This is a genomic window from Wolbachia endosymbiont (group A) of Sphaerophoria taeniata, from assembly GCF_947250735.1.
Lineage (GTDB): Bacteria > Pseudomonadota > Alphaproteobacteria > Rickettsiales > Anaplasmataceae > Wolbachia.
In genome coordinates this window covers 284540-305424 of sequence record NZ_OX366344.1, presented here as the reverse complement: position 1 = coordinate 305424, position 20885 = coordinate 284540, and the positions used below count along the sequence as shown (strand labels likewise).

Sequence of the window (20885 nt, the reverse complement as noted above, 5' to 3'; positions counted from 1 at the left end):
CTAAATTTTTTATTAACAAGAGGTGATAAAAATGACTAATGTAGTAGTATCAGGTGAGCAGTTACAAGAAGCCTTTCGTGAAGTCGCAGCAATAGTGGATTCAACGGTAGCAATAACTGCGGGACCTAGAGGAAAAACAGTAGGGATTAATAAGCCCTATGGAGCACCAGAAATTACAAAAGATGGTTATAAGGTGATGAAGGGTATCAAGCCTGAAAAACCACTAAATGCTGCAATAGCAAGCATCTTTGCCCAAAGTTGTTCTCAATGTAACGACAAAGTTGGTGATGGTACAACAACGTGCTCAATATTAACTAGCAGCATGATCATGGAAGCTTCAAAATCAATTGCTGCTGGAAACGATCGTGTTGGTATTAAAAACGGAATACAGAAGGCAAAAGATGTAATGTTAAAGGAAATTGCATCAATGTCTCGTACAATTTCTCTAGAGAAAATGGATGAAGTAGCGCAAGTTGCGATAATCTCTGCAAATGGTGATAAGGATATAGGTAACAGTATCGCTGATTCCGTGAAAAAAGTTGGAAAAGAGGGTGTAATCACTGTTGAAGAAAGTAAAGGTTCAAAAGAGTTAGAAGTTGAGCTGACTACTGGCATGCAATTTGATCGCGGTTATCTCTCTCCGTATTTTATTACAAATAATGAAAAAATGATCGTGGAGCTTGATAATCCTTATCTATTAATTACAGAGAAAAAATTAAATATTATTCAACCTTTACTTCCTATTCTTGAAGCTGTTGTTAAATCTGGTAAACCTTTGGTTATTATTGCAGAGGATATCGAAGGTGAAGCATTAAGCACTTTAGTTATCAATAAATTGCGTGGTGGTTTAAAAGTTGCTGCAGTAAAAGCTCCAGGTTTTGGTGACAGAAGAAAGGAAATGCTCGAAGATATAGCAACTTTGACTGGTGCTAAGTACGTCATAAAAGATGAACTTGGAATCAAGATGGAAGATCTGACACTTGATGATCTTGGTACTGCTAAAAATGTTAAAATTACTAAAGATAATACCACAGTTGTCAGCGAAAATAGCGATTCTGACAGTGTGAAAGCTAGAATCGAGCAGATCAAATCTCAAATTGAAACTTCAACTTCTGATTATGATAAAGAAAAGCTAAGAGAACGTTTAGCGAAATTATCAGGTGGTGTTGCTGTGCTAAAAGTTGGTGGAGCAACTGAAGTGGAAGTTAAAGAACGTAGAGATAGAGTTGAAGATGCGCTGCATGCAACAAGAGCTGCAATTGAAGAAGGCATAGTTCCAGGTGGTGGAGTTGCACTTCTTTATGCTTCATCTGTTCTCGACAAATTAAAAGGTGCAAGTGACGAAGAGCAAATAGGCATAAACATTATCAAGAAAGTTCTCAGTGCTCCAATTAGAAGGTTAGTTAAAAATGCTGGTCTTGAATCTGCTGTTATCATTGACTATTTGATTAAGCAGAATGATAAAGAGCTTATATACAACGTTGAGGCTATGAATTACGCTAATGCATTTACAGCTGGTGTGATTGATCCAGCAAAAGTGGTGCGTATTGCTTTTGAAACAGCGATATCTGTTGCGAGTGTGCTGATTACTACTGAATCTATGATAGTTGATGTACCAAGCAAAGAAAATGCTTCATCTCCTATGGGCGCAGGAGAAATGGGTGGCATGGGTGGATTCTGAGTAGAGTGAAGCCGTGGAGCAATTGCTCCACGGTAGTTCCAAAAAATCTCACATTTTACTATTCGTTAAAGGTAATACGTTTGGTGCAGAAAGGCACTACTGTTTGCATCCGTTTCACTCTTTTATATTGTGGTTGTCTAATAACAAAAAGGCAGCATAAGAAAACTATAATCCCTAGTATATTTATACTATAGCTGACCCAAGCAACACGTCATACCGCGATTCATTCACGGTATCTCTTGGCATAGATCCCGCTAACACGTAGCGGGATGACGAGCTTATTGTCATGCTGCCGCGAACCGTCATACCGCGATTCATTCGCGGTATCTCATCCGCTAACACATAGCAGGACGACAGCAATCCTACGTCATACCGTGATTCATTCGCGGTATCTCGGCATAGATTCCGCTAACAAGTAGCGGAATGACGAATTTGTCGTTTTTTAGATTGTTGTAAGTCAGTTTAGCTATAGCATAATGCTATATTAATAAATAATCTATATAATGCTATTAAATATAATAATTAAAATCTAAATCACTTTCTCTATAAAAGGAGAAATTTAACTTAATGAAAATATATATATATTTAATATTGTTTTTATTTTTTTCTTGCGCTCAACTATATGCTGACGAGGAAATTGCAAAATTTGATTTACTTATTGGCGAGATAAATGAAGCAAACCTCACTCTTAAAGGTGCAATAAAGGTTACAGTAGAACCAGGCTGGCACATAATTATAAAGATCCTGGAGATTTCGGTCTTCCCACTTCTTTTGATTGTAAGGGTAACACATTAAACATAGATATTTACTGGCCTACTCCAAAGGAACATAGAGATAAAGTAGGAAGAGAGATATTTATCAGTAACGTATATAAGGATATGGTATTATTTCCCTTTAAGATGAATGTGTTTTCAAATCAAGGGTATATTGACCTTAACTTCCATATAAATTATGCGATATGTAAAGATAGATGCATCCCTAAAAATGTTGAGATAAAAACCAGGCAACCACTAAAGGATTTCATAGATTCTGATATCAATAAACTTATAAATGAGTGGTATGAAAAATAGAGTTCTCATGGGGTAGGTGTCATTCCAGTGCGTGACACTGGAATCTCATTTACTTTTTTGTTCACTATGTGAGGAACTTGGGCCTACAAGTATATAAACATAATGGTTTCGCATAAAAAATTTAGATCGCAGTGTCACGCACTGGGATGACAAGAAAGGAGCGCTAGGATGACAGGAACGAAGTCATACGAACTCTAATAGAAAATAGGTTAGGTATTCTCAATTTTTGTTGTATACTTAAATAAAAATCTCACTTTTACAGATGGATACAGTAAAGTTTGTTTTATTACTGCCAACAATATTACTCATGCTAGTTGCTGGTGTTTACCTATCGGTTAAACTAAAATGGCTACAGATATTTAGATTGCCGTACGCCCTTTCACTCATTGGAGTTAAAAGAGGGGAAAATAAATTTTCTTCTATAGCCGCCCTGTTTACAATCTTAGGGGGAAATTTAGGAGTAGGAAACATTTCAGGAACTGCTGTTGCTCTAAAAACCGGAGGACCGGGCTCTATTTTATGGATGGCAATAATTATTGTTATCACTTCTGTGATAAAATATGTCACTTGTTATCTAAGTATAAAAACCAGAAAGGAAAAGAACGGACGGTTTATAGGTGGCCCTGTAGTCTACATGGCTGATGCATTTAATTCTAGAAAAGCTACAATTGTGTTTCTGGTTGTTATGATGATGGTTTCAATAACAGTTGGTAACCTTGTTCAGGTAAATTCTCTATCAATACCACTTAACATGATAGATGTGCCTGTAGTCATTGGTGGCATTGTAATGGCCATAATATTTTTTGTTGTTGCAGTTCTCAGCTTAAAAAAAATTAAAATTTTTATATCGGCTATGATACCGATAATGACGGTAAGTTACCTCACACTTTGCGGTATCATATTATTTAAGTTTAGTGAAAATATCCTTCCTTCTCTAAAATTAATAACAAGCAGTTTTTTTACAACTAGTAGCTTTAACTCTGGTTTATCTCTAGGTTTGATTTTAGAAATGTTGACTATTATTCAAGTCGGAACTTTGCGAGGTATTTTTGCAACAGATATAGGGCTTGGCCTCGAAGGAATCGTACATTCTTCAATTGTTCCTAAGAAAAATAATAATAAATTTATTATTGAGCAGAGTCTAATTACAATAATATCGCCTTTTATAGTTGCATTTATAGTGTTTATTACAACAATGGTACTGCTTGTCACAGATTCTTGGGTCACTGATTTAGAGAGTACTAACATGTGCATATTTGCTTTTAGAAAAGCTATGAATTGGCCCTATATTGACTATTTAATTATGGCCATAATGTTTTGTTTTGCCTTTACTACTATTTTTACTTGGTTTTTTTGCTCAAAACAGACAATACGCTATGTGTCTATGGATAATAAATACACTAAAATCTGGATTGTAATTTTTACCATGATCATTCCGCTTGGTGCGATGGGTAAAGTCCGGTTGCTATGGGATGTCGCTGATATCTCGATTGCTGCTTTGTTATTTATCAACATACTCGCTATACTCAAGCTAACTTCTAAAGATCCAGAAGTGTTTACTGTGAGCAACAGATATTTAAAATTAGGCGCCAACTAAAAGTTGCCATCTGAGTAACAACACAACCTTCCTTAATAAAAATTCAACCAATGCTCGTGATAATTACATTAGCTAGTATTAGCTAGAACTAAAGGCAGAGGGTTATTAGTGAGGGGTATATGAACACTAACAATATACAACAAAAACACATTTATAATGAGCGCGTTCAAGAATTTTTTCCTTTATTTGATGAAATAAAAAAGGAAGACGACCTAATTTATAATGTTAGAGTTGATTTTAACATAGTAAAGTTTTTAACAGAACACGCCGACTGGAATTGGGACGAAGATGAAAACAAAAATAAAGCATGTGGAGTTATTCTTCAGGAATGCAACAAGACAGCTAGACAAGAGCTTGAAGATAAAGCTAAAGAAGAGTTGAATAAATATATTACTAGTGCTAATAACATTAATGATGATGTTGAAGATAAAAAAGTTTCAATATACGGTAATCATGCCAGTATTACACTGGAGGATAACAAGAAAGAGTTCAAAATCAGCGAATTTTTAAACAGTGATTTTTGTCAGAAGAATGGAATCTCAGGATTTTCAACGTTGCATAGTGATGGAAAGAGCGGAATGCATGGTTTTGTTGCCGAGGAAGGAGGGAAAAAAATAAGACATTATGTCGTAACCGATGGTTCATATGAGATGACTCTGAAATGGTACGCGAAAGGGGAAGAATGCAAGATCAAAATTAAGATTGATGCTAACGTTGTAGACCTTGTTAAAGGTGATGATTTTTCTCTAGAACGGTTAGAAGCGAATCAAGATGTAAAAATAGGTGGTTTATTCTTGCATGAAATAAAATTCAGGGAAAAAGGAAAAGTGAATGAGGTGCAACATGACGGAAAAGACAATCAAGTCCTTAACAAATCATCTGAAATCGCAATAAAAAGTAACAGTAGAGATATTGAGCAAGAGGTCAAAAAACCTGTTCAAAAACACCAAGCTACTCATATGAATCGAGAAATTGGGTCTCAGACCCCTTCGCTGCCACCACTTAGAACTACACCTGAAAAAGATGTTTTCAATGAGCAAGGGAGTGGAAGCCAAAAACCAGATGGCTTGCGCGGAAATGAGCAAACACCTAATAATCAGCAAAAAGGTGCAACTTCTGATCCTTCGGACAGTTCTACTTTCACCAAGTCTGTAAGCCACAATCAAGATAATAGGCAAAAAGATGAACGGTATGACAATCCTACATTTGGACATGCTGTACCTGGAAGCCAAAAACCAGATAGAAGTGAGCAAACACCTAATAATCAGCAACAACCTAAAACCCAGCAACAAGAAGGAAATAGCAAAGGCGATCTATTACAAGACATCAGAAATTTCAAGAGAAACAGCTTACGGCGCACTGGTGTTGTTGATGGTAGCGGAGCATCAATGGAAGGAGGCAGGAAAAATGAATCAACGTCTTCTATATTAGAAACATTAAAGGACAAAGTTCCTTACTTGCCTTATTCAAATATACATGAACATGACAGTGATAACCGTGGTGCTAGTGATGCTGAGTGGGAAGAAAGTAAACAGCCACTTTCTGTTCCAAAACCCAATAGCAAAAGTGACTCGGGCTATTCACCTCAAATTCATGCTCAACCTCAAGTAGATCCTGAGCAGCCAAAGAGGAGCTTAGAGAACATTGAACAAAGTGACCAAACTCCACCTGAAAATCTTCTTAAAGAAATCAGAGATAGATCACAGCAAGATAATAGAGGATTAAGGCAAGTTGATCCTACTGATAAACTTTCACAAGATAAAGAAGATGGGTTGCTAAAAGACAGTTCAACAGATGTAAAAACAAACGATTCGGGCTATTCATCTCCAACTCATGCCAATCATGGACAATCTCAAGTAAATCCTGGACAGTTAAAAGCGAGCCTAATGAATGTTGAACAAAGAGATGACACTCTACTTACGGAATTTACCAGTAAGTTGGATAAAGAAACTCAGAAGTTCCCACTAAAACCGGTGGATCAAAAAGGAATTAGTGAACAAACCAAAGAACATTTATTAGCAGCAGGATTGCTAAAAGACAGTTCAACAGATGTAAAAACAAACGATTCGGGCTATTCATCTCCAACTCATGCCAATCATGGACAATCTCAAGTAAATCCTGGACAGTTAAAAGCGAGCCTAATGAATGTTGAACAAAGAGATGACACTCTACTTACGGAATTTACCAGTAAGTTGGATAAAGAAACTCAGAAGTTCCCACTAAAACCGGTGGATCAAAAAGGAATTAGTGAACAAACCAAAGAACATTTATTAGCAGCAGGATTGCTAAAAGACAGTTCAACAGATGTAAAAACAAACGATTCGGGCTATTCATCTCCAACTCATGCCAATCATGGACAATCTCAAGTAAATCCTGGACAGTTAAAAGCGAGCCTAATGAATGTTGAACAAAGAGATGACACTCTACTTACGGAATTTACCAGTAAGTTGGATAAAGAAACTCAGAAGTTCCCACTAAAACCGGTGGATCAAAAAGGAATTAGTGAACAAACCAAAGAACATTTATTAGCAGCAGGATTGTTAAAAGACAGTTCAACAGACATAAAAACAGTGGCAGAACAAGAAAACAATGACACTAATTCAATTGTAGATAAAAATAGTAATCTATATAAATTACTAGAGAAAGATGAAGCACAACTGAAAATTGGAGTAATAGAAGAAGAAAGAAAAGATACTTTAACGGAACACACTGATAGTTATGATCGCAATAGAATTGCATTAGGTAACAGAAATAAAAGGCCACTGGATTGGACTAAACGTATTGCTGAGTCACAACAAGAAAAAGATACCAATAAAGGTATTTCAATATAAATTGAGGTTAGGGAATGTTCAAAAAAGCATACGCGTCAAGTTAAGGCCCAATATAGCACCATTCTGATACAATGTTGAACATTTCTTTTTGCATTTTGAATTCTATAGTATTTTGTTTAACATTGAAGCAAGAGTCCAGGCACTGCCTTTGTGTTTGAGGCAAAACCGGCTATAACACTTAACACACTGCCTTTGCAAACAAATGTTCGTACAGCTATATGCTGCACACTAGAATAACAGAAAGCAGAAACCTTACTTAATTGGTTTAAGGTGATTCGCACCCATTCCCTTTTGAAGAAAAGTGCTCAATTATAGGTGATATAATATAATCGTCCACTTTCTCAACTACAAACAACCCTGCAATCGGCGCTATGACTCCTATTGTTGCATCTGCTAAAGCTGCAGAGCCCATTCCAAGCATTGCACCAGGAAAAATAGCAGTTGCGGCTGCAGCAAGGCCAACTCCAATTGCAGCGCTTGCAACGCATGAAACGGCCATACTGAAAAGATCTTTCTTGGAGCATCCTCCTTTGCATATACTACATGCAGCCAATAATATTACAGAAACGGCAGCAACAATTCCACCTATAACCAAAGGTGACAAAGCTGTGAAACTCAATCCCAAACCTGTAAGTGCTCCTATTACTGATGCTACAACTAAAAGTATTAAACCTCCTTTATCCATACAACCTCCCTAATTAATCAATAAATAATAATATTACCATTTGTTCACATCTCCGTCAAGCAGAAAATTTTAGTGGGGCGAGCGACCAGGATCGAACTGGCGACATTCAGTACCACAAACTGACGCTCTACCAACTGAGCTACGCCCGCCAAGATATAAAATATCTAACATACGAGCGCAAATAGTCAATTGATTATTTAACTCTCCTTTTGTAGAGGGTTTTAAGTTTAGCCAATAAATATTTTCATTGATACTTTTACTATTATAGTTAATTGTATTGATACTAATGAAGTAGTGGTATGTTTAAAAGTATTTTCACATTTAGTTTTTTTACGGCTATTTCAAGGATCTCAGGGTTAATAAGAGATGTATTAATTGCTACGGTTATTGGTGCAAACTCTCTTGCAGACATATTTTTTTCTTCGTTTCGTTTTGCCAATCTATTTCGCGCATTTTTTGCAGAGGGAGCATTTACCACGTCCTTTATACCGTTATATTCAACAGAATCACACGATGATAAAAAGGCATTTAATTTTGCAAGTAGTGTAATATCCATTACGTTTATTATCTTAGTAATTTTTTGCCTTATCATGCAAACTTTCTCCCCTTATATGATTCAAATTTTTGCTCCTGGATTTGACCAAAGTAAGTTTACCCTTACTGTTACTTTATCAAGAATTATGATGCCCTACATAATCTTTGTTTCAATTGCATCACTTATTGGTGGAATGCTGCAAGTAAAGCAGCATTTTGCTTCAACAGCTATTGCACCAATCGTTTTGAATCTCTGTTTAATCATCAGTTTGTTTGTGCCTTACGTAAAAACTCCAGCGCACAACCTTTCTATAGCTGTCCTTATAGGAGGAATTTTCCAGCTACTTTTGATACTATTTAGTGCATACAAGTTAAAGGCAGCTTTTTCTTTTAGCCTTGAATTAAGCAATGAAGTAAGGTTGTTTTTTAAGCGTGTGATACCTGCAATTATCAACAATTGTGTAACTCAAATAAGTGTATGGATTGACACAATCATGGCGAGTTTTATACCAAATGCGGTGTCCTATATATATTATGCCGATAGACTAAATCAACTACCGCAGGGAATAATCGGTACTGCAATCGGTACAGTGCTTCTTCCTTTAATTTCAAAACAGGTAAATAATACTGAAAATATAGTCAAAATACAGAACAAGGCTCTCAACATAGGATTAATGTTAATTATGCCAACAACTGCTGCCTTTATTATTATTCCCGACATAATTTTACTTACGCTTTTTTCTTACGGCCGGTTTGATCATTATGCAGTGCAGCAAACTGCTCCCACGTTAATAGCATTTTCTCTTTCTTTACCTGCATTTATTATAAATAAAGTATTGCTACCCACGTTTTTTGCTAAAGGCAATCTAAAAATACCAACTATGTTCTCACTAATGTGCCTTGGAATTAATGTAGTGCTAAACCTTTTGTTAATGAACGAGTATCAGCACACGGGGATTGCTATCGCTACTTCCGTTTCCACTTGGATAAACTCCATTCTATTAATTAGTTATTTAACAATAAATAAAATGTATAAGGTTAGCCAAGCGTTATTGTTAAATATCATGAAAATTTTTGTAGCAACGGTAGTCATGTCAATAGCCCTTTATATTTTTAATTCTTTGTTGGCAGGATTATTTTTTGATAAAATATTGGCTCGTATTGTTTATTTAACGACTTTAATAGCTTTGAGTGTTATTGTTTATTTTGGTATTCTCTATTTAATGTTTAGAGGAAATTTGAATAATTTGAAATATGTATAAACTAGATCTTTTGCTAAAGGAACAGCAAACGGTGTCATCCCAGTGCTTGACACTGGGATCCAGATATAAAAATATTTGCAAATTATGCAATAGACAACAGATTCTAGGAGCATACGCTGAAATAATGCTCATGATGAAAATAAGATGGATCCCATTGTCACGCACTGGGATGACAAGACGAAGAGATGCCGGAATGAGAGGTCTACTATGAAACTTTCTTTATACGCCATATTATCAATTTCTTTAGTATTAGTCCTTCTTCATGTTGCCGCAGTTTTTAAGGATTGGAGTGACTACAGGGAATATATCATAAAAGAGTTGGAGAGAACGTATGATGCTAAAGTGCATATTGGAGGGAAAGTTGAAGTTTCACTCATTACTCCAAAGCTCACTATTCATAATGTATATATACAATACAACGAAAATAAAGAGCAAAAGCTATCAGATTTAATTAGTGTAAGAAAAATTGAAATAAGGCCATCGTTCCTATCGTTGCTTTTATTCTCGTTGCAACCAAAGTCAATCACATTGTTTGGCATGAAAAGCAATAAAGAAAATTTAATTAATATTATAAATACAAAAGCCAGTGGTAACACAGTCGATATAGTAATAAAAGACAGCCAAGTAAGTTTTAAGAATGATTTCGCTAATTATAGCAGCATTGTTAATATAAAGGAAGTTGCTGTAAAAAAAAATAGGCAATTCTCTGGTAAAGTAAAGGTAGGTGATAATAATTACGATTTTTCAGGAAAGGTTAATATCACAAAAAAGAATGCATACATTAGTGTTGAATCAAATTTTGTAAATTTGCTATTTACAGGTAATAGAAATCAAGAAGAACTCCAGGGTAATTTAACACTAACGATTAATAATAGTTCCGGTTCTGTGAGTGATTTAGCAAAAATCATTAATCTTAGCTTTCTCTCTTGTGTTATTCCTAGTGAAAATATTGAGATATCATCTAATATCAACCTCGATGAAAATGAGTTTACGGTAACTGACTTGAAAATTGATTCCAAAAGCATGCAAGCCAGCGGTACAATACAAAATGATAGAAAAAGCGATCACACTAATTTCAATATTAGCTTCAGTAAAGTTGACTTAGATTCCATACAAGACAATTCACAAAAAACAACGAATATAAAAGACCTTCTGGAATTTTTTAGAGCAGTTGTGCCAAAGAACTTGAGCTTAAATTTTAATATGGAAGCTTCTAACATTCAATATCAAAACAAAATATTGGACAATTTCCGTGCTGTACTAAAATCCACTGATGGCAAAGTAAAAGTTAATACGCTTCTCAAATTTCCTGGAATCAATAATATATCTTATTTATCAGGAGAGATCTCAAACAATAATGCCCTATCTGAATTCAACGGTGATTTGTTAGTAGAAGGAAATGATTTTGAGTCATTCATTTCATGTTTTTTTCCTTCTATAAAGATGAAAGAAAACCAGAAAAATCAATTTACACTAAGTTCTAAACTGCACCTTGCACCAAGAATATTATCTATCTCAGACATTAGACTGCTAAATAATAAGGAATCCTTGCAAGGGTCAATTAGAGTAAGCCACACAAAAAAACGCAGTGTGATTGATGGTAAATTTAGCATGCATAATCTTGATGCAGATAAATATGATCATTCATTATTTAGCAGTTTATCTAAAATGCAACGGCTGAAAAATTTTCAGTATGATGCAAATATAAAGGCCAGTGTTAATAACCTTACATTGAATGATACGAAAATTAAAAATTTGGATTTTTTGCTGAAAATGGAAAAAGGTAAGCTAGTTGCAGATAAAATAAAACTATCTGGAGAAGATTTCGATATTACCGGTAATGCAAAAATATTAGTAGATCAAAAATACGCCAAACCTTTATTAGATGTGAACCTTACGGGCAATAAATTTAATGGAAATATCTTTAAATTACCAAATTTAGTAGAGGTAAAAAGAAATTCAAGAAATGAGATAGATCAAATTCAATGGTCAACAAAGCAGCTTGATTTTTTGGATGACAAAGAAGGCTTTGATGCAAATGTGCAAATCAATACTGCAGAATTTAAAACCGAGCAGAATGTTTTGAAAGATTTTAATTTGGATGCGGTAATGAGAAACAACGTTATCACTATCAGGCAGGCAAGTTACGTATTAGAACACGGGCAAGTGTTTTTTCAGGGTTATTTAAGATCAGACTCAATGAATACAAGATTTTCTATTGTAAATTTGGACACTAAAAAGATTGGTAAGGTTATAGGAATTGACAATGTAAATGGTCAGATAAGCTTAAGTGGTGCAATCAAAACTCAAGGAAAAAGTTTTCATGATTGGGCTAATAGCTTATCAGGAGATGTAAACTTACAAGCGCAGGGAATAGAAGTTACTAATGTAGATTTCAATTCATTTATCGCTAATTTGTTAAGCAGTAAGAATAAGTCTGAAATTTCCACATTTGCTTATGTTGATATATATAATGGCAGTACATTTTTTGAAAATATTAGCGGAAAAGCAAGTATTAAGAGTGGTATATGTTCAACTAGTTTACAATTCGGGATTGATCAAGCATCAGGGTCGATCTCTTCTAATTTAACCTTATCTAACTTCGCTTTAGCTTCTATATTCAGGTTCTTTTTCATACCACCAAACTATAGTAATCCAATCTATATCGATATGCATTTGGATGGCCCTATTTGGCGTCCTAAGATGAGTTTTGATGTAGACCAAATCTTCATCGCTCTGGTTGGCAAGAGGAATAGTTAATTTACTAACATCTGTTTATAAGAGTCATATGTGCTTGACACCTGGTTAATATTAGGTTAATATATTGATATGAGCGTTAAGTTGTAGGTAAAAAAAAATGTTTAGTATGTTTTCGAATCTTTTTGGCAAAAATTCTAATAATTCAAGTGTTATTGGAAGTGATGTAGAAGTTAGCCCTATAAAAGAAACAGTGACTCCTGTAGATATTGATGAGGGTTTTGAAGAGATTGATCTTGCAGAAATTGATGAGAAAGAATTTTTTGAATGTGCAGCAACACAAGAAGAACTAAATTCGTTGCTTGAATCTGAATCACAAGGTAAAACTATTTCTTATGCCCTTAAGCCATTGCTTTATACTGCAAAATATGGAGCTAAAGCGCTATCAGCAACAACGGTAGTTGTATCGTACGCCTTAAATGGGGCTTCATATGGTATAGCTGGTATATCTTATATTCCTCATGGTGCATCAAAAGTGCTTAAAAAATGCAAAGGAGAAGATAAAAACACAGTAGGGTATAAAATTACCACTTCTTCTCAGAACTTACTAGATTTTACGTCAGGTGCTATATATACTGTGTCATAGTACCATATGGTGCTGGAGTAGTTTTAAATGGAGTGTCTGGTATAGCGAATCAATTAGATTCCTCTTTATCTCCTGAAAAAATAGAGCAGATCTGCACTAAATCAGATTTGTTTGTAGACAACTTATCCAGTAAATTAAAGGGAATAAAAATAGAGAATTTTTCACAAGCTCTAGCGGTAGCTTGTTAGGCGTGTACGGTTTAGGAGACAATAAACTCATCTGAACGGATATCTTCAAGCATATCTGTTCAATGGTGCGGTAGAAAATGGTTGCGCAGACAAAGTTGCTATAGCTAGTGCAACCCTACGTCACACCGCCGCGGCGCTAACATGTAGCAGAATGACGAACCCTCGGTAAACCCAAAACTATAGGATAAAATAGACTAAATATGGTGTAATTTGGCTGATTTTTTTAATATTTTACAAAGTACAAAGCAAAAACTTAAACTCTTTTAAGTTGTCTTTTAGCCGCACAACTGAACGGATCAAACTTAACCTAACTCATCACCACCTGGCAGTGGTGGCAAGCCAAATGCTTCCCTTTTTTCATTGAGTGTCATAAAGCTTGCGTTTTCTACGTATTTCCACAACTTTTGCCTCTTTTCCATGAGAATTTCTATTGCATCTTTGTCGTACGACAAGCACAGATCCTCGCCAAATTTTGGTGTTAGCCAAGAATTCAGGTGACAGATAATATTTTCTAGCGTTGGTAAAACCGTCTGTTCCCAGAGGGATAAGCGTGCTTCGACTAAATTGCTATAAGTGTTATCACCTGGTATGCCAAGCAACTGCGGCGGGACACCAAAAGCCAGGGCAATATCGCGGGCTGAACTGTGTTTGGACTCAATAAAATCCATATCCCTTGGTGATAAGCTCATTTCTTTCCACTCCAAGCCTCCTTCAAGCAATATCGGTCTTCCAGCATTGACAGAACCTGAATAATGATCATTTATTTGCTCTTTTAAGCGTTGGTACTGCTCTTGACTTAAACTTCCACCACTCCCGTCCTTCGCTGATTTCACAACTATTGCACCACTTGGTCTTGCCCCATTTTGCAACATCGCTTGATTCCAAGCACCCGCCTGATTATGCTGATCTATACTGTATGCAGCTGCCTCAATTGGTGATAATCCATACCAATCATTCAAAGGGTTAAAGGTCTTTAGGTGCAACACTGCTGAACGTCCGGTTAGTTTATCAACTTTAAAGTCATAACCGTTGTTATTTATGGTATAACGATAGATATAAGGAACGTTATTTCTCCCTGGAACAATTTCAACCCTATCAGGGCGCAGAAGATAAAGCTCTGTTGGTGGTTTTCTATTGTTCTGCGACTCAACCATCAATATATAAGAATTGCCGTTAACTAACCGATAAGTTACAATCCCCTCAATAAATTCCGATTTTGATGTCATTGGATTAGGAGAATAAAGTAATTTCAGTAATGGATGGGCTTTTAGTTGCGATTTTCCCTGTTCAGTAAGCTGGCAGAGAGTAAAAGGTACCGAAGATGCAGCACTTGCAATCATATTAATTGCTCGAAAGGCAATAACATTTTTTATGTAACCTTCCTCAGCAAAACTTACATAATCACGCTTACTCCAACTTGGCTCCATCATTAGTTGCAAAGCAGAATATTTAGTAAATACTGCGCTTTTTTTTCTTTGAAAGATGTTGAAATTCATATGTGCCTCCTAAAAAATTGAATTTGTGGTAGAATTATATCAATTGGTGTCACAGGAAGGATATACTAACGTACGAACATTATGTTTGAGAGCAATCTCTACACAGTAGTTAAATGGCAGGCACAATAAGGGGTAGCAAAAAGAATGAGCTTTTTTTTTGAGCTGAGTGAAGCCACCTAAGGTAGAAAATGAATCAGGAAGGAGTAAAAATATATTTAATGTTTATATGATGTACTTACTTATAAATATCTTTTCTGTGTCCTATCTCTGTGATAACCACTTCATATTTTATAATATTTACGGAATAGATAACGCGATAATCACCTACCCTTAATCTTCTTTGTCCTTTAAATCTGTAATATAATGGCTCACCAAGGTTAATGGGATCAATTGTAAGGCGCTTATTTATCGCATTTATGATCCTTAATCTTATTGTTTTTGGAAGAGCTGGAAGGTCTTTCTCAAGAACGCTTTCTATGAAGATAATATTGTATTCCAGTCTACATCCTCACTTCTAATTTTCTTTACACCTGAAACATTACGTTTAGCAGCACGCTCAATTAGTATTTTATCTTCCTCATTTTCAATTGCTTCTTGTATTAGCTTCTCTGTTAGTTCTTTAATGGACTTATTTCTTATTTTAGCTAGTCCAGCAAGACACTCTGAAATTTCGTTGTTGAAAGTTATGCTAAATTTTGAGTTTGCCATATATTTTACCTAAAATCTACTAATAATTATACAACATTTTTCTGAATTTTTCAATAAAAAAAGTTGCCTATACGTAAAGAGGACCTGTGTTGACAAACAATTAAACATTTGTCATGTACTATGTTTGTTAAGGAGAAATAGCACAGAAGTTAGTATTAAGTATATTAGGAATAAGAAAGGCTGCGCTCAGTGTTACACACTGGAATAACAGGAAAAAACGAACTGCTATACTAAAAAAAAAGAAATAGAATATGACAGAATGGCTAATATCTAATCAGCTTATTGATTATAACTGTGCCGTAAAATCTATGGAAGAAAAAATTCAACAAATTTACAATAATTCAGCAGACGAATTGGTATGGCTACTCCAGCATCCTCCACTTTATACTGCAGGAATCAGTGCAACAGATGATGATATTGTTGAAAAACTATTTCCTATATATAAAACAGGAAGGGGTGGTAAACACACATATCATGGTCCAGGACAGCGCATCATATATTTAATGTTAAACCTTAAAAAAAGAAATAAATGCGACATAAAGCTATATATTAGAGACCTAAGTAAGTGGATAATAAATGTTTTAAAGCAATTTAATATACTTGGAGAATTTAAAGAGGATAGAATAGGTGTTTGGGTGAATAACAATGGAGTAGAAAAAAAAATTGCAGCTTTTGGTATTCGCTTAAGAAAATGGGTAACTTATCATGGCATAGCGCTTAACGTCTTTCCAGATCTCTCTCACTATAAGGGTATTATTCCTTGTGGACTGCAAGGTTATGGCGTCACATCAATGGAAGAACTAGGAGTGAAAGTTCCACTCTCTGAATTGGATGATATACTAAAAAAAGAGTTTTATAAGATATTTTAATGATCATTTACCTTTTATATTTTATTTTCACTTTATGTGCTAACACAGGTATTCATGCAATCGACCGAGTTGATATTATTGCTCCTTCTTCCAAGGGAAAAGAATCAGATCTGACTACTATAAAAGAATATGTAGAAGCTTCGGATTTTAATCCCCATATTTCGGAAAAAATATATAGTAATGACAATCCATTTTATTCCAACTCTGATGAATTCAGAGCAAATGATTTGGTTAGTGCACTAACTAATGATAGTAAAATAATTTGGTGTATCAGAGGAGGAGAAGGGGCTTCTCGGTTAATTCCCTATCTAGAAAAGTTACCCAATGATAAAAAAGAAAGGATTGCTCAAAACAAAAAAATCCTCATAGGCTATAGCGATATAACTGCCTTGCACATCTATCTACAAGCTAAATATGATTGGCAAACTCTTCACGGCACCATGTTGGAAATGATAGTAAATAGCTCCGTTTCTGAAAGCTCTGTTGAAAAATTGAAAGAGTTAATTCTTAACAAGCGGGATTCTATCAGATTTGATAACCTAAAGATGATAAACAATGGCATTAGACTAAAAGATGACAGATTAGAGTCTAAAGTCATCGGTGGTAATATGACTTTAGTTGAAAATAGTATAGGAACCGCTTGGCAAATAAATGCGAAAGGTAAAATTCTATTTTTAGAGGACATAAGAGTTTACCCATACGCAATAGAGCGCAGTTTAGATCACCTAAAACAAGCTCACATTTTTGATGGAGTGCATGCAGTAATCTTTGGGGATTTCGTTAACTGTTATAATGATAATCTTGTTGAAGTTGTAAAAGAAAGGCTTGCAAAAAGTGTTAACTTTCCTGTATTTACAATGAAAGGGGTAGGCCATGGACATACAAATGACCCTTTACCTCTTAACACTCACGCTATTATTAGCGTTCAAGACGAAAAAGAAGGTTTGTTTTTTATGGATGTGCAGAATGTTAGCTAATCTTATAGCTAATGCGAGCTCTACGTCATGCCGCCACGGTATCTCTTAGCCGCTAACACGTACTTAACCGTCATACCGCGATTCATTCGCGGTATCTCTAGATCCCGCTAACACGTAGCGGGATGACGAGTTATTATACCGCCGCGAACCGTCATGCCGCCGCGGTATCTCTTAGCCGCTAACACGTAGCGGGATACTTAACCGTCATACCGCGATTCATTCGCGGTATCTCTAGATCCCGCTAACACGTACTTAACCGTCATACTGCCGCGGCGCTAACAACTGTACGAACGTTGTAGTTTGGGCCACCAGTGGGGTGTCATCCATAAGTGTTGAAAGTGCTATAAGTGGCATTATATAAGGTGGTTAACGGCATAAATTTCAATGGTAATAAAATAAATTAAAAAAGCGCCTTTTTGCCTGTGGTTAGAAGGTTTAAGCGAATTTTCGACGTGGTTTATCTGCTTTCCCAACAACGAAGGTTGATATCAAGAGGAGATTTACATACCATTAATCACCTTGTGTGATTGCACTTTCAACACTTATGGGTGTCATCCCAGTGCCCAGACACTGGGATCCAGCTTCTATGCAACTTAATTAAAAACGTTTGTTTTAGCGTAAGACAACTACCTTTAGCTCATCAGCTCAGTTATAAGCAAAATTTCTGGATCCCAGTGTCTGGGCACTGGGATGACACCATTTGCTGTGCAATTTACCTTCAAAAACGAATTTTCGTACAGCTATGAGTGAGATCAAAGAATTGCAGAATTAAGTGTGAATGGTTACAGAGTAATTTCAAAGTGCATTTGCAGTTGGACTGGCTGAATGGATATACTTAATGAAAGTCCCATTTCACGGTGTTCAAATCTACTCCTTCTTGTACCATCTCCCAAAGTGGGCTCATTTCTCTCAGTCGGCCAATATTTTTAGCAACAAGATCTGCTGCGTACAAAACTTCTTCTTTAGTTGTAAATCGGCCTAGGCCAAATCTAATTGATGAATGCTCAAGGTCGTGGCCATTATTTAGCGACCGTATGACATAGGAAGGCTCAAGAGACGCAGACGTGCACGCAGAACCAGAACTTACTGCTAAATCCTTGATTGCCATGATGAGAGACTCACCCTCAACATAGGGAAAGCTCAAGTTTAGGTTGCCAGGAATTCTATTTTCATAATCACCATTTAAAACGATATCAGGAAATGCTTCTTTTATCTTACTGTACAAAATATCTCTCAGTCCTTCCAATTTGCTTGCTTCTGTTTCCATTTCTTCTTTAGCGATACGTGCCGCTTCACCAAAACCAACTGCAAGAGGTGTTGGAACTGTTCCAGAACGCATACCTCTTTCTTGTCCACCACCACTAATCAATGGTATTAGCCTAACACGAGGATTCTTTCTACGGACATATAATGCGCCTATTCCCATAGGTCCATAAATTTTGTGGCTAGAGAGACTCATAAGATCAATGCACATCTCATTAACATCAATTGGAACTTTTCCAAAGCTTTGAGCTGCATCTGTATGGAAAAATATATTATGCTTCCTGCATATTTTACCAATCTCCTTTACAGGCTGAATTACTCCGATTTCATTATTTACCATCATCACTGAAACCAGGATTGTTTTATCAGTAATTGCTTCCTCAAGCTTTGATAAATCTATAATTCCGTTTTGCTTAACAGGCAAATATGTAACTTTAAAGCCTTCATTTTCCAGATGCCGACAAGAATCCAGAACACACTTATGCTCCGTGCAGACAGTTATTATATGATTTCCTTTATTTTTGTAAAAGTGAGCAATGCCCTTGATTGCTGTATTATTTGACTCAGTTGCACCTGAGGTAAAGATAATTTCTTTGCTATCTGCGTTCACCAGATCAGCGATGTGTTTCCTTGCTTTTTCCACTGCTTCTTCAGCAGTCCAACCAAATGAATGGCTGCGAGAGTGTGCATTACTGAACTCACCAAAATAAGGTATCATTACCTCCAAAACACGGGGATCCACTTTAGTAGTAGATTGATAATCAAGAAATATTGGTAATTTTATTTTAGTATCATATATTTTCTTACTTTCAACATTCATAAAGCTACCACAGGGACAAAATTTACAACTATTTAATAGCACTAAAACTTAATTTTTTCAAGGTATAATCTTGCATCAACAAACATTGTCACCAAAGGGATGTGTGTATGACGCTGGTTCACTCTGTGATGGTGTCATTCCAGCGCCCCTATGATGTCATCCGAGTAGCTCCTTTTTTTGTCATCCGAGTAGCTGACACTGGTTCACTCTATAATAGTATCATCCGAGTAGCCCCTTCTTGTATCTTGTCAAAAGCATCTAATGTTTTAAGCTTAAGCATTAGGTGGAGAAGGGAGGAACTCTGTGCTTCTTCTTAGATATAAAATCTGTAGAGGAGATAAGAATTCCCTTCTCAAAAGTATAGGCTGGACGGTATCGTAGAAAGACCTGAATGGTTCTAATTCTGTATTCACAAGACTAGCCTTACTTTTCATTTTTAATGGTAACGTATGGGGTTATATATGATCAACAACTTTTTGGGCATAGATATATCAAAAGATCGCTTTGATGTTTTTCTCTCATTTATAAGCAAAAAAGGAAAGCGTGAAATTAGAAAAAGAAGCTTTAAGAACGATGATCATGGGTTTCAAAGTCTACTGAATTTTCTACACAAACATAATGTAGAAAAAGTAAAAACCTGCATGGAATCTACTGGTTGTTATAGCGAAGCACTGGCTGAATTTCTACACAATGCTGGACATTTTGTAAGTGTTGTAAATCCTTATTGCATAAAATCTTATGCAAGGAGTAAGCTGATACGACAAAAGAATGATCAGACCGATGCAGAAGTTATTGCTGATTATTGCCAAAGACAGGAACCTTCTAGTTGGACACCACCTTCTCCTGAAATGAAAAAATTAAAACATCTTTATCGTTGCTCAGTTGCGTTAAAAGATGAGTTAACATTAGTAAATAACCACTTAGAAAAAAAAGAGAGACTGCCTAAAGAAGTTGCAAATGCTTGGGAAGACCTTGCAATGAATATAGCTCAAAAAATAGAAACAATAAAAAACTCCGTACGTGAACTATTAAATCAACACAAAGAATTGTTGGAAAATTTTCAACTTCTATTGACTATTCCAGGCATAGGAGAAGAATCAGCAATAGCTATTTTAGCTGAAGTTTCTGATATAGAGGTTTTTAGAGATGCCAGGCAATTGGCAGCATATACAGGAGTTATACCACGAAATATGACGTCAGGTTCCTCTGTATATGCCAAACCCAGATTAAGTAAATCCGGTTCACAAACATTACGTAAGGCACTTTTCTTTCCTGCCATAGTAGCTAAGAATCACAATCCTATCATTATGAGCTTTTGCCAAAGATTAAAGGAAAAGGGTAAGCATAATATGGCCATCGTTGGTGCTGCAATGCGTAAGCTACTCCATATCATTTTCGGTATTCTGACATCCAAAAGTGCTTTTGATCCTAACCATATCAAAAACTACAGGGCTAGGAGGTTGACTGAAGGTTTAGTACTTTAAAATCAAAAATGCTTCCTATCTATCTTATGTAAAGTGGTATCTTACACAAATTTATTGAATGTTGTTGGTTATATGAC

The 20885-nt window shown here is 35.8% G+C and carries 20 protein-coding genes and 1 tRNA gene; 14 read left to right on the top strand and 7 right to left on the bottom strand.

Going from position 1 to position 20885, the window contains the following annotated elements:
• The first annotated feature begins 31 nt into the window (after positions 1–31).
• Positions 32–1681, top strand: a complete 1650-nt coding sequence (groL, locus tag OOK84_RS01460) for a chaperonin GroEL (protein ID WP_264732063.1) — start codon at positions 32–34, stop codon at positions 1679–1681.
• A gap of 183 nt (positions 1682–1864) precedes the next feature.
• Here groL and OOK84_RS01455 read toward each other — a convergent pair whose 3' ends face one another.
• A complete protein-coding gene (locus OOK84_RS01455) occupies positions 1865–1999 on the bottom strand; it encodes a hypothetical protein (protein ID WP_264732061.1) in 135 nt (44 codons plus the stop codon).
• 249 nt (positions 2000–2248) lie between these two features.
• On the opposite strand from OOK84_RS01455, the gene OOK84_RS01450 reads away from it, so the two are divergent.
• The 4 genes from OOK84_RS01450 to OOK84_RS01435 all read left to right on the top strand — a co-directional run bounded on the left by OOK84_RS01450 (position 2249) and on the right by OOK84_RS01435 (position 7179).
• On the top strand, positions 2249–2476 hold the full coding sequence (locus OOK84_RS01450; protein WP_264732059.1) for a hypothetical protein: 228 nt from the start codon (positions 2249–2251) through the stop codon (positions 2474–2476).
• Positions 2404–2751, top strand: coding sequence for a protein-disulfide reductase DsbD domain-containing protein (locus tag OOK84_RS01445; RefSeq protein ID WP_319803097.1), 348 nt, complete (start codon positions 2404–2406; stop codon positions 2749–2751). Before OOK84_RS01450 ends, OOK84_RS01445 begins: the two co-directional genes overlap by 73 nt.
• 262 nt (positions 2752–3013) lie before the next feature.
• Positions 3014–4348 (top strand): alanine:cation symporter family protein, encoded by a 1335-nt coding sequence (locus OOK84_RS01440; RefSeq protein ID WP_264732057.1) that lies wholly within the window; start codon positions 3014–3016, stop codon positions 4346–4348.
• 119 nt (positions 4349–4467) lie between these two features.
• Complete coding sequence (locus OOK84_RS01435; RefSeq protein ID WP_264732055.1) at positions 4468–7179, top strand: hypothetical protein; 2712 nt, start codon at positions 4468–4470, stop codon at positions 7177–7179.
• Between the two features lie 265 nt (positions 7180–7444).
• Here OOK84_RS01435 and OOK84_RS01430 read toward each other — a convergent pair whose 3' ends face one another.
• Both OOK84_RS01430 and OOK84_RS01425 read right to left on the bottom strand, forming a co-directional pair.
• Positions 7445–7864 carry a hypothetical protein gene (locus tag OOK84_RS01430; protein ID WP_264732053.1) on the bottom strand — a complete coding sequence of 140 codons (420 nt, stop codon included), beginning with the start codon at positions 7862–7864 and terminating at the stop codon, positions 7445–7447.
• Between the two features lie 73 nt (positions 7865–7937).
• Positions 7938–8013, bottom strand: a tRNA-His gene (locus OOK84_RS01425).
• 150 nt (positions 8014–8163) lie between these two features.
• Between OOK84_RS01425 and murJ the strand changes: the two genes are divergently transcribed.
• From murJ to OOK84_RS01400, 5 genes are all read left to right on the top strand, one after another.
• Positions 8164–9660, top strand: a complete 1497-nt coding sequence (gene murJ, locus OOK84_RS01420; protein WP_264732051.1) for a murein biosynthesis integral membrane protein MurJ — start codon at positions 8164–8166, stop codon at positions 9658–9660.
• A complete protein-coding gene (locus OOK84_RS01415; protein ID WP_264732050.1) occupies positions 9653–9871 on the top strand; it encodes a hypothetical protein in 219 nt (72 codons plus the stop codon). Before murJ ends, OOK84_RS01415 begins: the two co-directional genes overlap by 8 nt.
• A complete protein-coding gene (locus OOK84_RS01410; protein WP_264732048.1) occupies positions 9868–12420 on the top strand; it encodes an AsmA-like C-terminal region-containing protein in 2553 nt (850 codons plus the stop codon). Before OOK84_RS01415 ends, OOK84_RS01410 begins: the two co-directional genes overlap by 4 nt.
• Before the next feature lie 97 nt (positions 12421–12517).
• Positions 12518–13003, top strand: coding sequence for a hypothetical protein (locus OOK84_RS01405; RefSeq protein ID WP_264732046.1), 486 nt, complete (start codon positions 12518–12520; stop codon positions 13001–13003).
• Positions 13004–13035: 32 nt separating this feature from the next.
• Complete coding sequence (locus OOK84_RS01400; RefSeq protein ID WP_264732044.1) at positions 13036–13191, top strand: hypothetical protein; 156 nt, start codon at positions 13036–13038, stop codon at positions 13189–13191.
• 302 nt (positions 13192–13493) lie between these two features.
• On the opposite strand, the gene OOK84_RS01395 is transcribed toward OOK84_RS01400, so the two are convergent.
• The 3 genes from OOK84_RS01395 to OOK84_RS01385 form a co-directional block, all read right to left on the bottom strand.
• Positions 13494–14687 (bottom strand): phage portal protein, encoded by a 1194-nt coding sequence (locus OOK84_RS01395; RefSeq protein WP_264732042.1) that lies wholly within the window; start codon positions 14685–14687, stop codon positions 13494–13496.
• A 235-nt stretch (positions 14688–14922) separates the two neighbouring features.
• On the bottom strand, positions 14923–15096 hold the full coding sequence (locus OOK84_RS01390) for a type II toxin-antitoxin system RelE family toxin (RefSeq protein WP_253309978.1): 174 nt from the start codon (positions 15094–15096) through the stop codon (positions 14923–14925).
• 65 nt (positions 15097–15161) lie between these two features.
• On the bottom strand, positions 15162–15395 hold the full coding sequence (locus tag OOK84_RS01385; RefSeq protein ID WP_010081986.1) for a DUF6290 family protein: 234 nt from the start codon (positions 15393–15395) through the stop codon (positions 15162–15164).
• A gap of 251 nt (positions 15396–15646) precedes the next feature.
• Between OOK84_RS01385 and lipB the strand changes: the two genes are divergently transcribed.
• From lipB to OOK84_RS01370, 3 genes are all read left to right on the top strand, one after another.
• On the top strand, positions 15647–16264 hold the full coding sequence (lipB, locus tag OOK84_RS01380; protein WP_253309637.1) for a lipoyl(octanoyl) transferase LipB: 618 nt from the start codon (positions 15647–15649) through the stop codon (positions 16262–16264).
• Positions 16264–17241 (top strand): LD-carboxypeptidase, encoded by a 978-nt coding sequence (locus OOK84_RS01375; protein ID WP_264732039.1) that lies wholly within the window; start codon positions 16264–16266, stop codon positions 17239–17241. Before lipB ends, OOK84_RS01375 begins: the two co-directional genes overlap by 1 nt.
• Before the next feature lie 548 nt (positions 17242–17789).
• Positions 17790–17987, top strand: coding sequence for a hypothetical protein (locus OOK84_RS01370; protein WP_264732037.1), 198 nt, complete (start codon positions 17790–17792; stop codon positions 17985–17987).
• Positions 17988–18076: 89 nt separating this feature from the next.
• On the opposite strand, the gene OOK84_RS01365 is transcribed toward OOK84_RS01370, so the two are convergent.
• Complete coding sequence (locus OOK84_RS01365; RefSeq protein ID WP_264732035.1) at positions 18077–19324, bottom strand: IscS subfamily cysteine desulfurase; 1248 nt, start codon at positions 19322–19324, stop codon at positions 18077–18079.
• Between the two features lie 461 nt (positions 19325–19785).
• On the opposite strand from OOK84_RS01365, the gene OOK84_RS01360 reads away from it, so the two are divergent.
• Positions 19786–20808 carry an IS110 family RNA-guided transposase gene (locus OOK84_RS01360; protein ID WP_264731025.1) on the top strand — a complete coding sequence of 341 codons (1023 nt, stop codon included), beginning with the start codon at positions 19786–19788 and terminating at the stop codon, positions 20806–20808.
• The last annotated feature ends 77 nt before the right edge of the window (positions 20809–20885 follow it).

What these genes read in the sequence shown, in the direction of transcription:
- groL (WP_264732063.1), top strand. Translation starts at nt 32, where the DNA reads ATGACTAATGTAGTAGTATCAGGTGAGCAGTTACAAGAAGCCTTTCGT.
- OOK84_RS01455 (WP_264732061.1), bottom strand. Translation starts at nt 1,999, where the DNA reads ATGAATCGCGGTATGACGGTTCGCGGCAGCATGACAATAAGCTCGTCA.
- OOK84_RS01450 (WP_264732059.1), top strand. Translation starts at nt 2,249, where the DNA reads ATGAAAATATATATATATTTAATATTGTTTTTATTTTTTTCTTGCGCT.
- OOK84_RS01440 (WP_264732057.1), top strand. Translation starts at nt 3,014, where the DNA reads ATGGATACAGTAAAGTTTGTTTTATTACTGCCAACAATATTACTCATG.
- OOK84_RS01435 (WP_264732055.1), top strand. Translation starts at nt 4,468, where the DNA reads ATGAACACTAACAATATACAACAAAAACACATTTATAATGAGCGCGTT.
- OOK84_RS01430 (WP_264732053.1), bottom strand. Translation starts at nt 7,864, where the DNA reads ATGGATAAAGGAGGTTTAATACTTTTAGTTGTAGCATCAGTAATAGGA.
- murJ (WP_264732051.1), top strand. Translation starts at nt 8,164, where the DNA reads ATGTTTAAAAGTATTTTCACATTTAGTTTTTTTACGGCTATTTCAAGG.
- OOK84_RS01415 (WP_264732050.1), top strand. Translation starts at nt 9,653, where the DNA reads ATGTATAAACTAGATCTTTTGCTAAAGGAACAGCAAACGGTGTCATCC.
- OOK84_RS01410 (WP_264732048.1), top strand. Translation starts at nt 9,868, where the DNA reads ATGAAACTTTCTTTATACGCCATATTATCAATTTCTTTAGTATTAGTC.
- OOK84_RS01405 (WP_264732046.1), top strand. Translation starts at nt 12,518, where the DNA reads ATGTTTAGTATGTTTTCGAATCTTTTTGGCAAAAATTCTAATAATTCA.
- OOK84_RS01395 (WP_264732042.1), bottom strand. Translation starts at nt 14,687, where the DNA reads ATGAATTTCAACATCTTTCAAAGAAAAAAAAGCGCAGTATTTACTAAA.
- OOK84_RS01385 (WP_010081986.1), bottom strand. Translation starts at nt 15,395, where the DNA reads ATGGCAAACTCAAAATTTAGCATAACTTTCAACAACGAAATTTCAGAG.
- lipB (WP_253309637.1), top strand. Translation starts at nt 15,647, where the DNA reads ATGACAGAATGGCTAATATCTAATCAGCTTATTGATTATAACTGTGCC.
- OOK84_RS01375 (WP_264732039.1), top strand. Translation starts at nt 16,264, where the DNA reads ATGATCATTTACCTTTTATATTTTATTTTCACTTTATGTGCTAACACA.
- OOK84_RS01365 (WP_264732035.1), bottom strand. Translation starts at nt 19,324, where the DNA reads ATGAATGTTGAAAGTAAGAAAATATATGATACTAAAATAAAATTACCA.
- OOK84_RS01360 (WP_264731025.1), top strand. Translation starts at nt 19,786, where the DNA reads ATGATCAACAACTTTTTGGGCATAGATATATCAAAAGATCGCTTTGAT.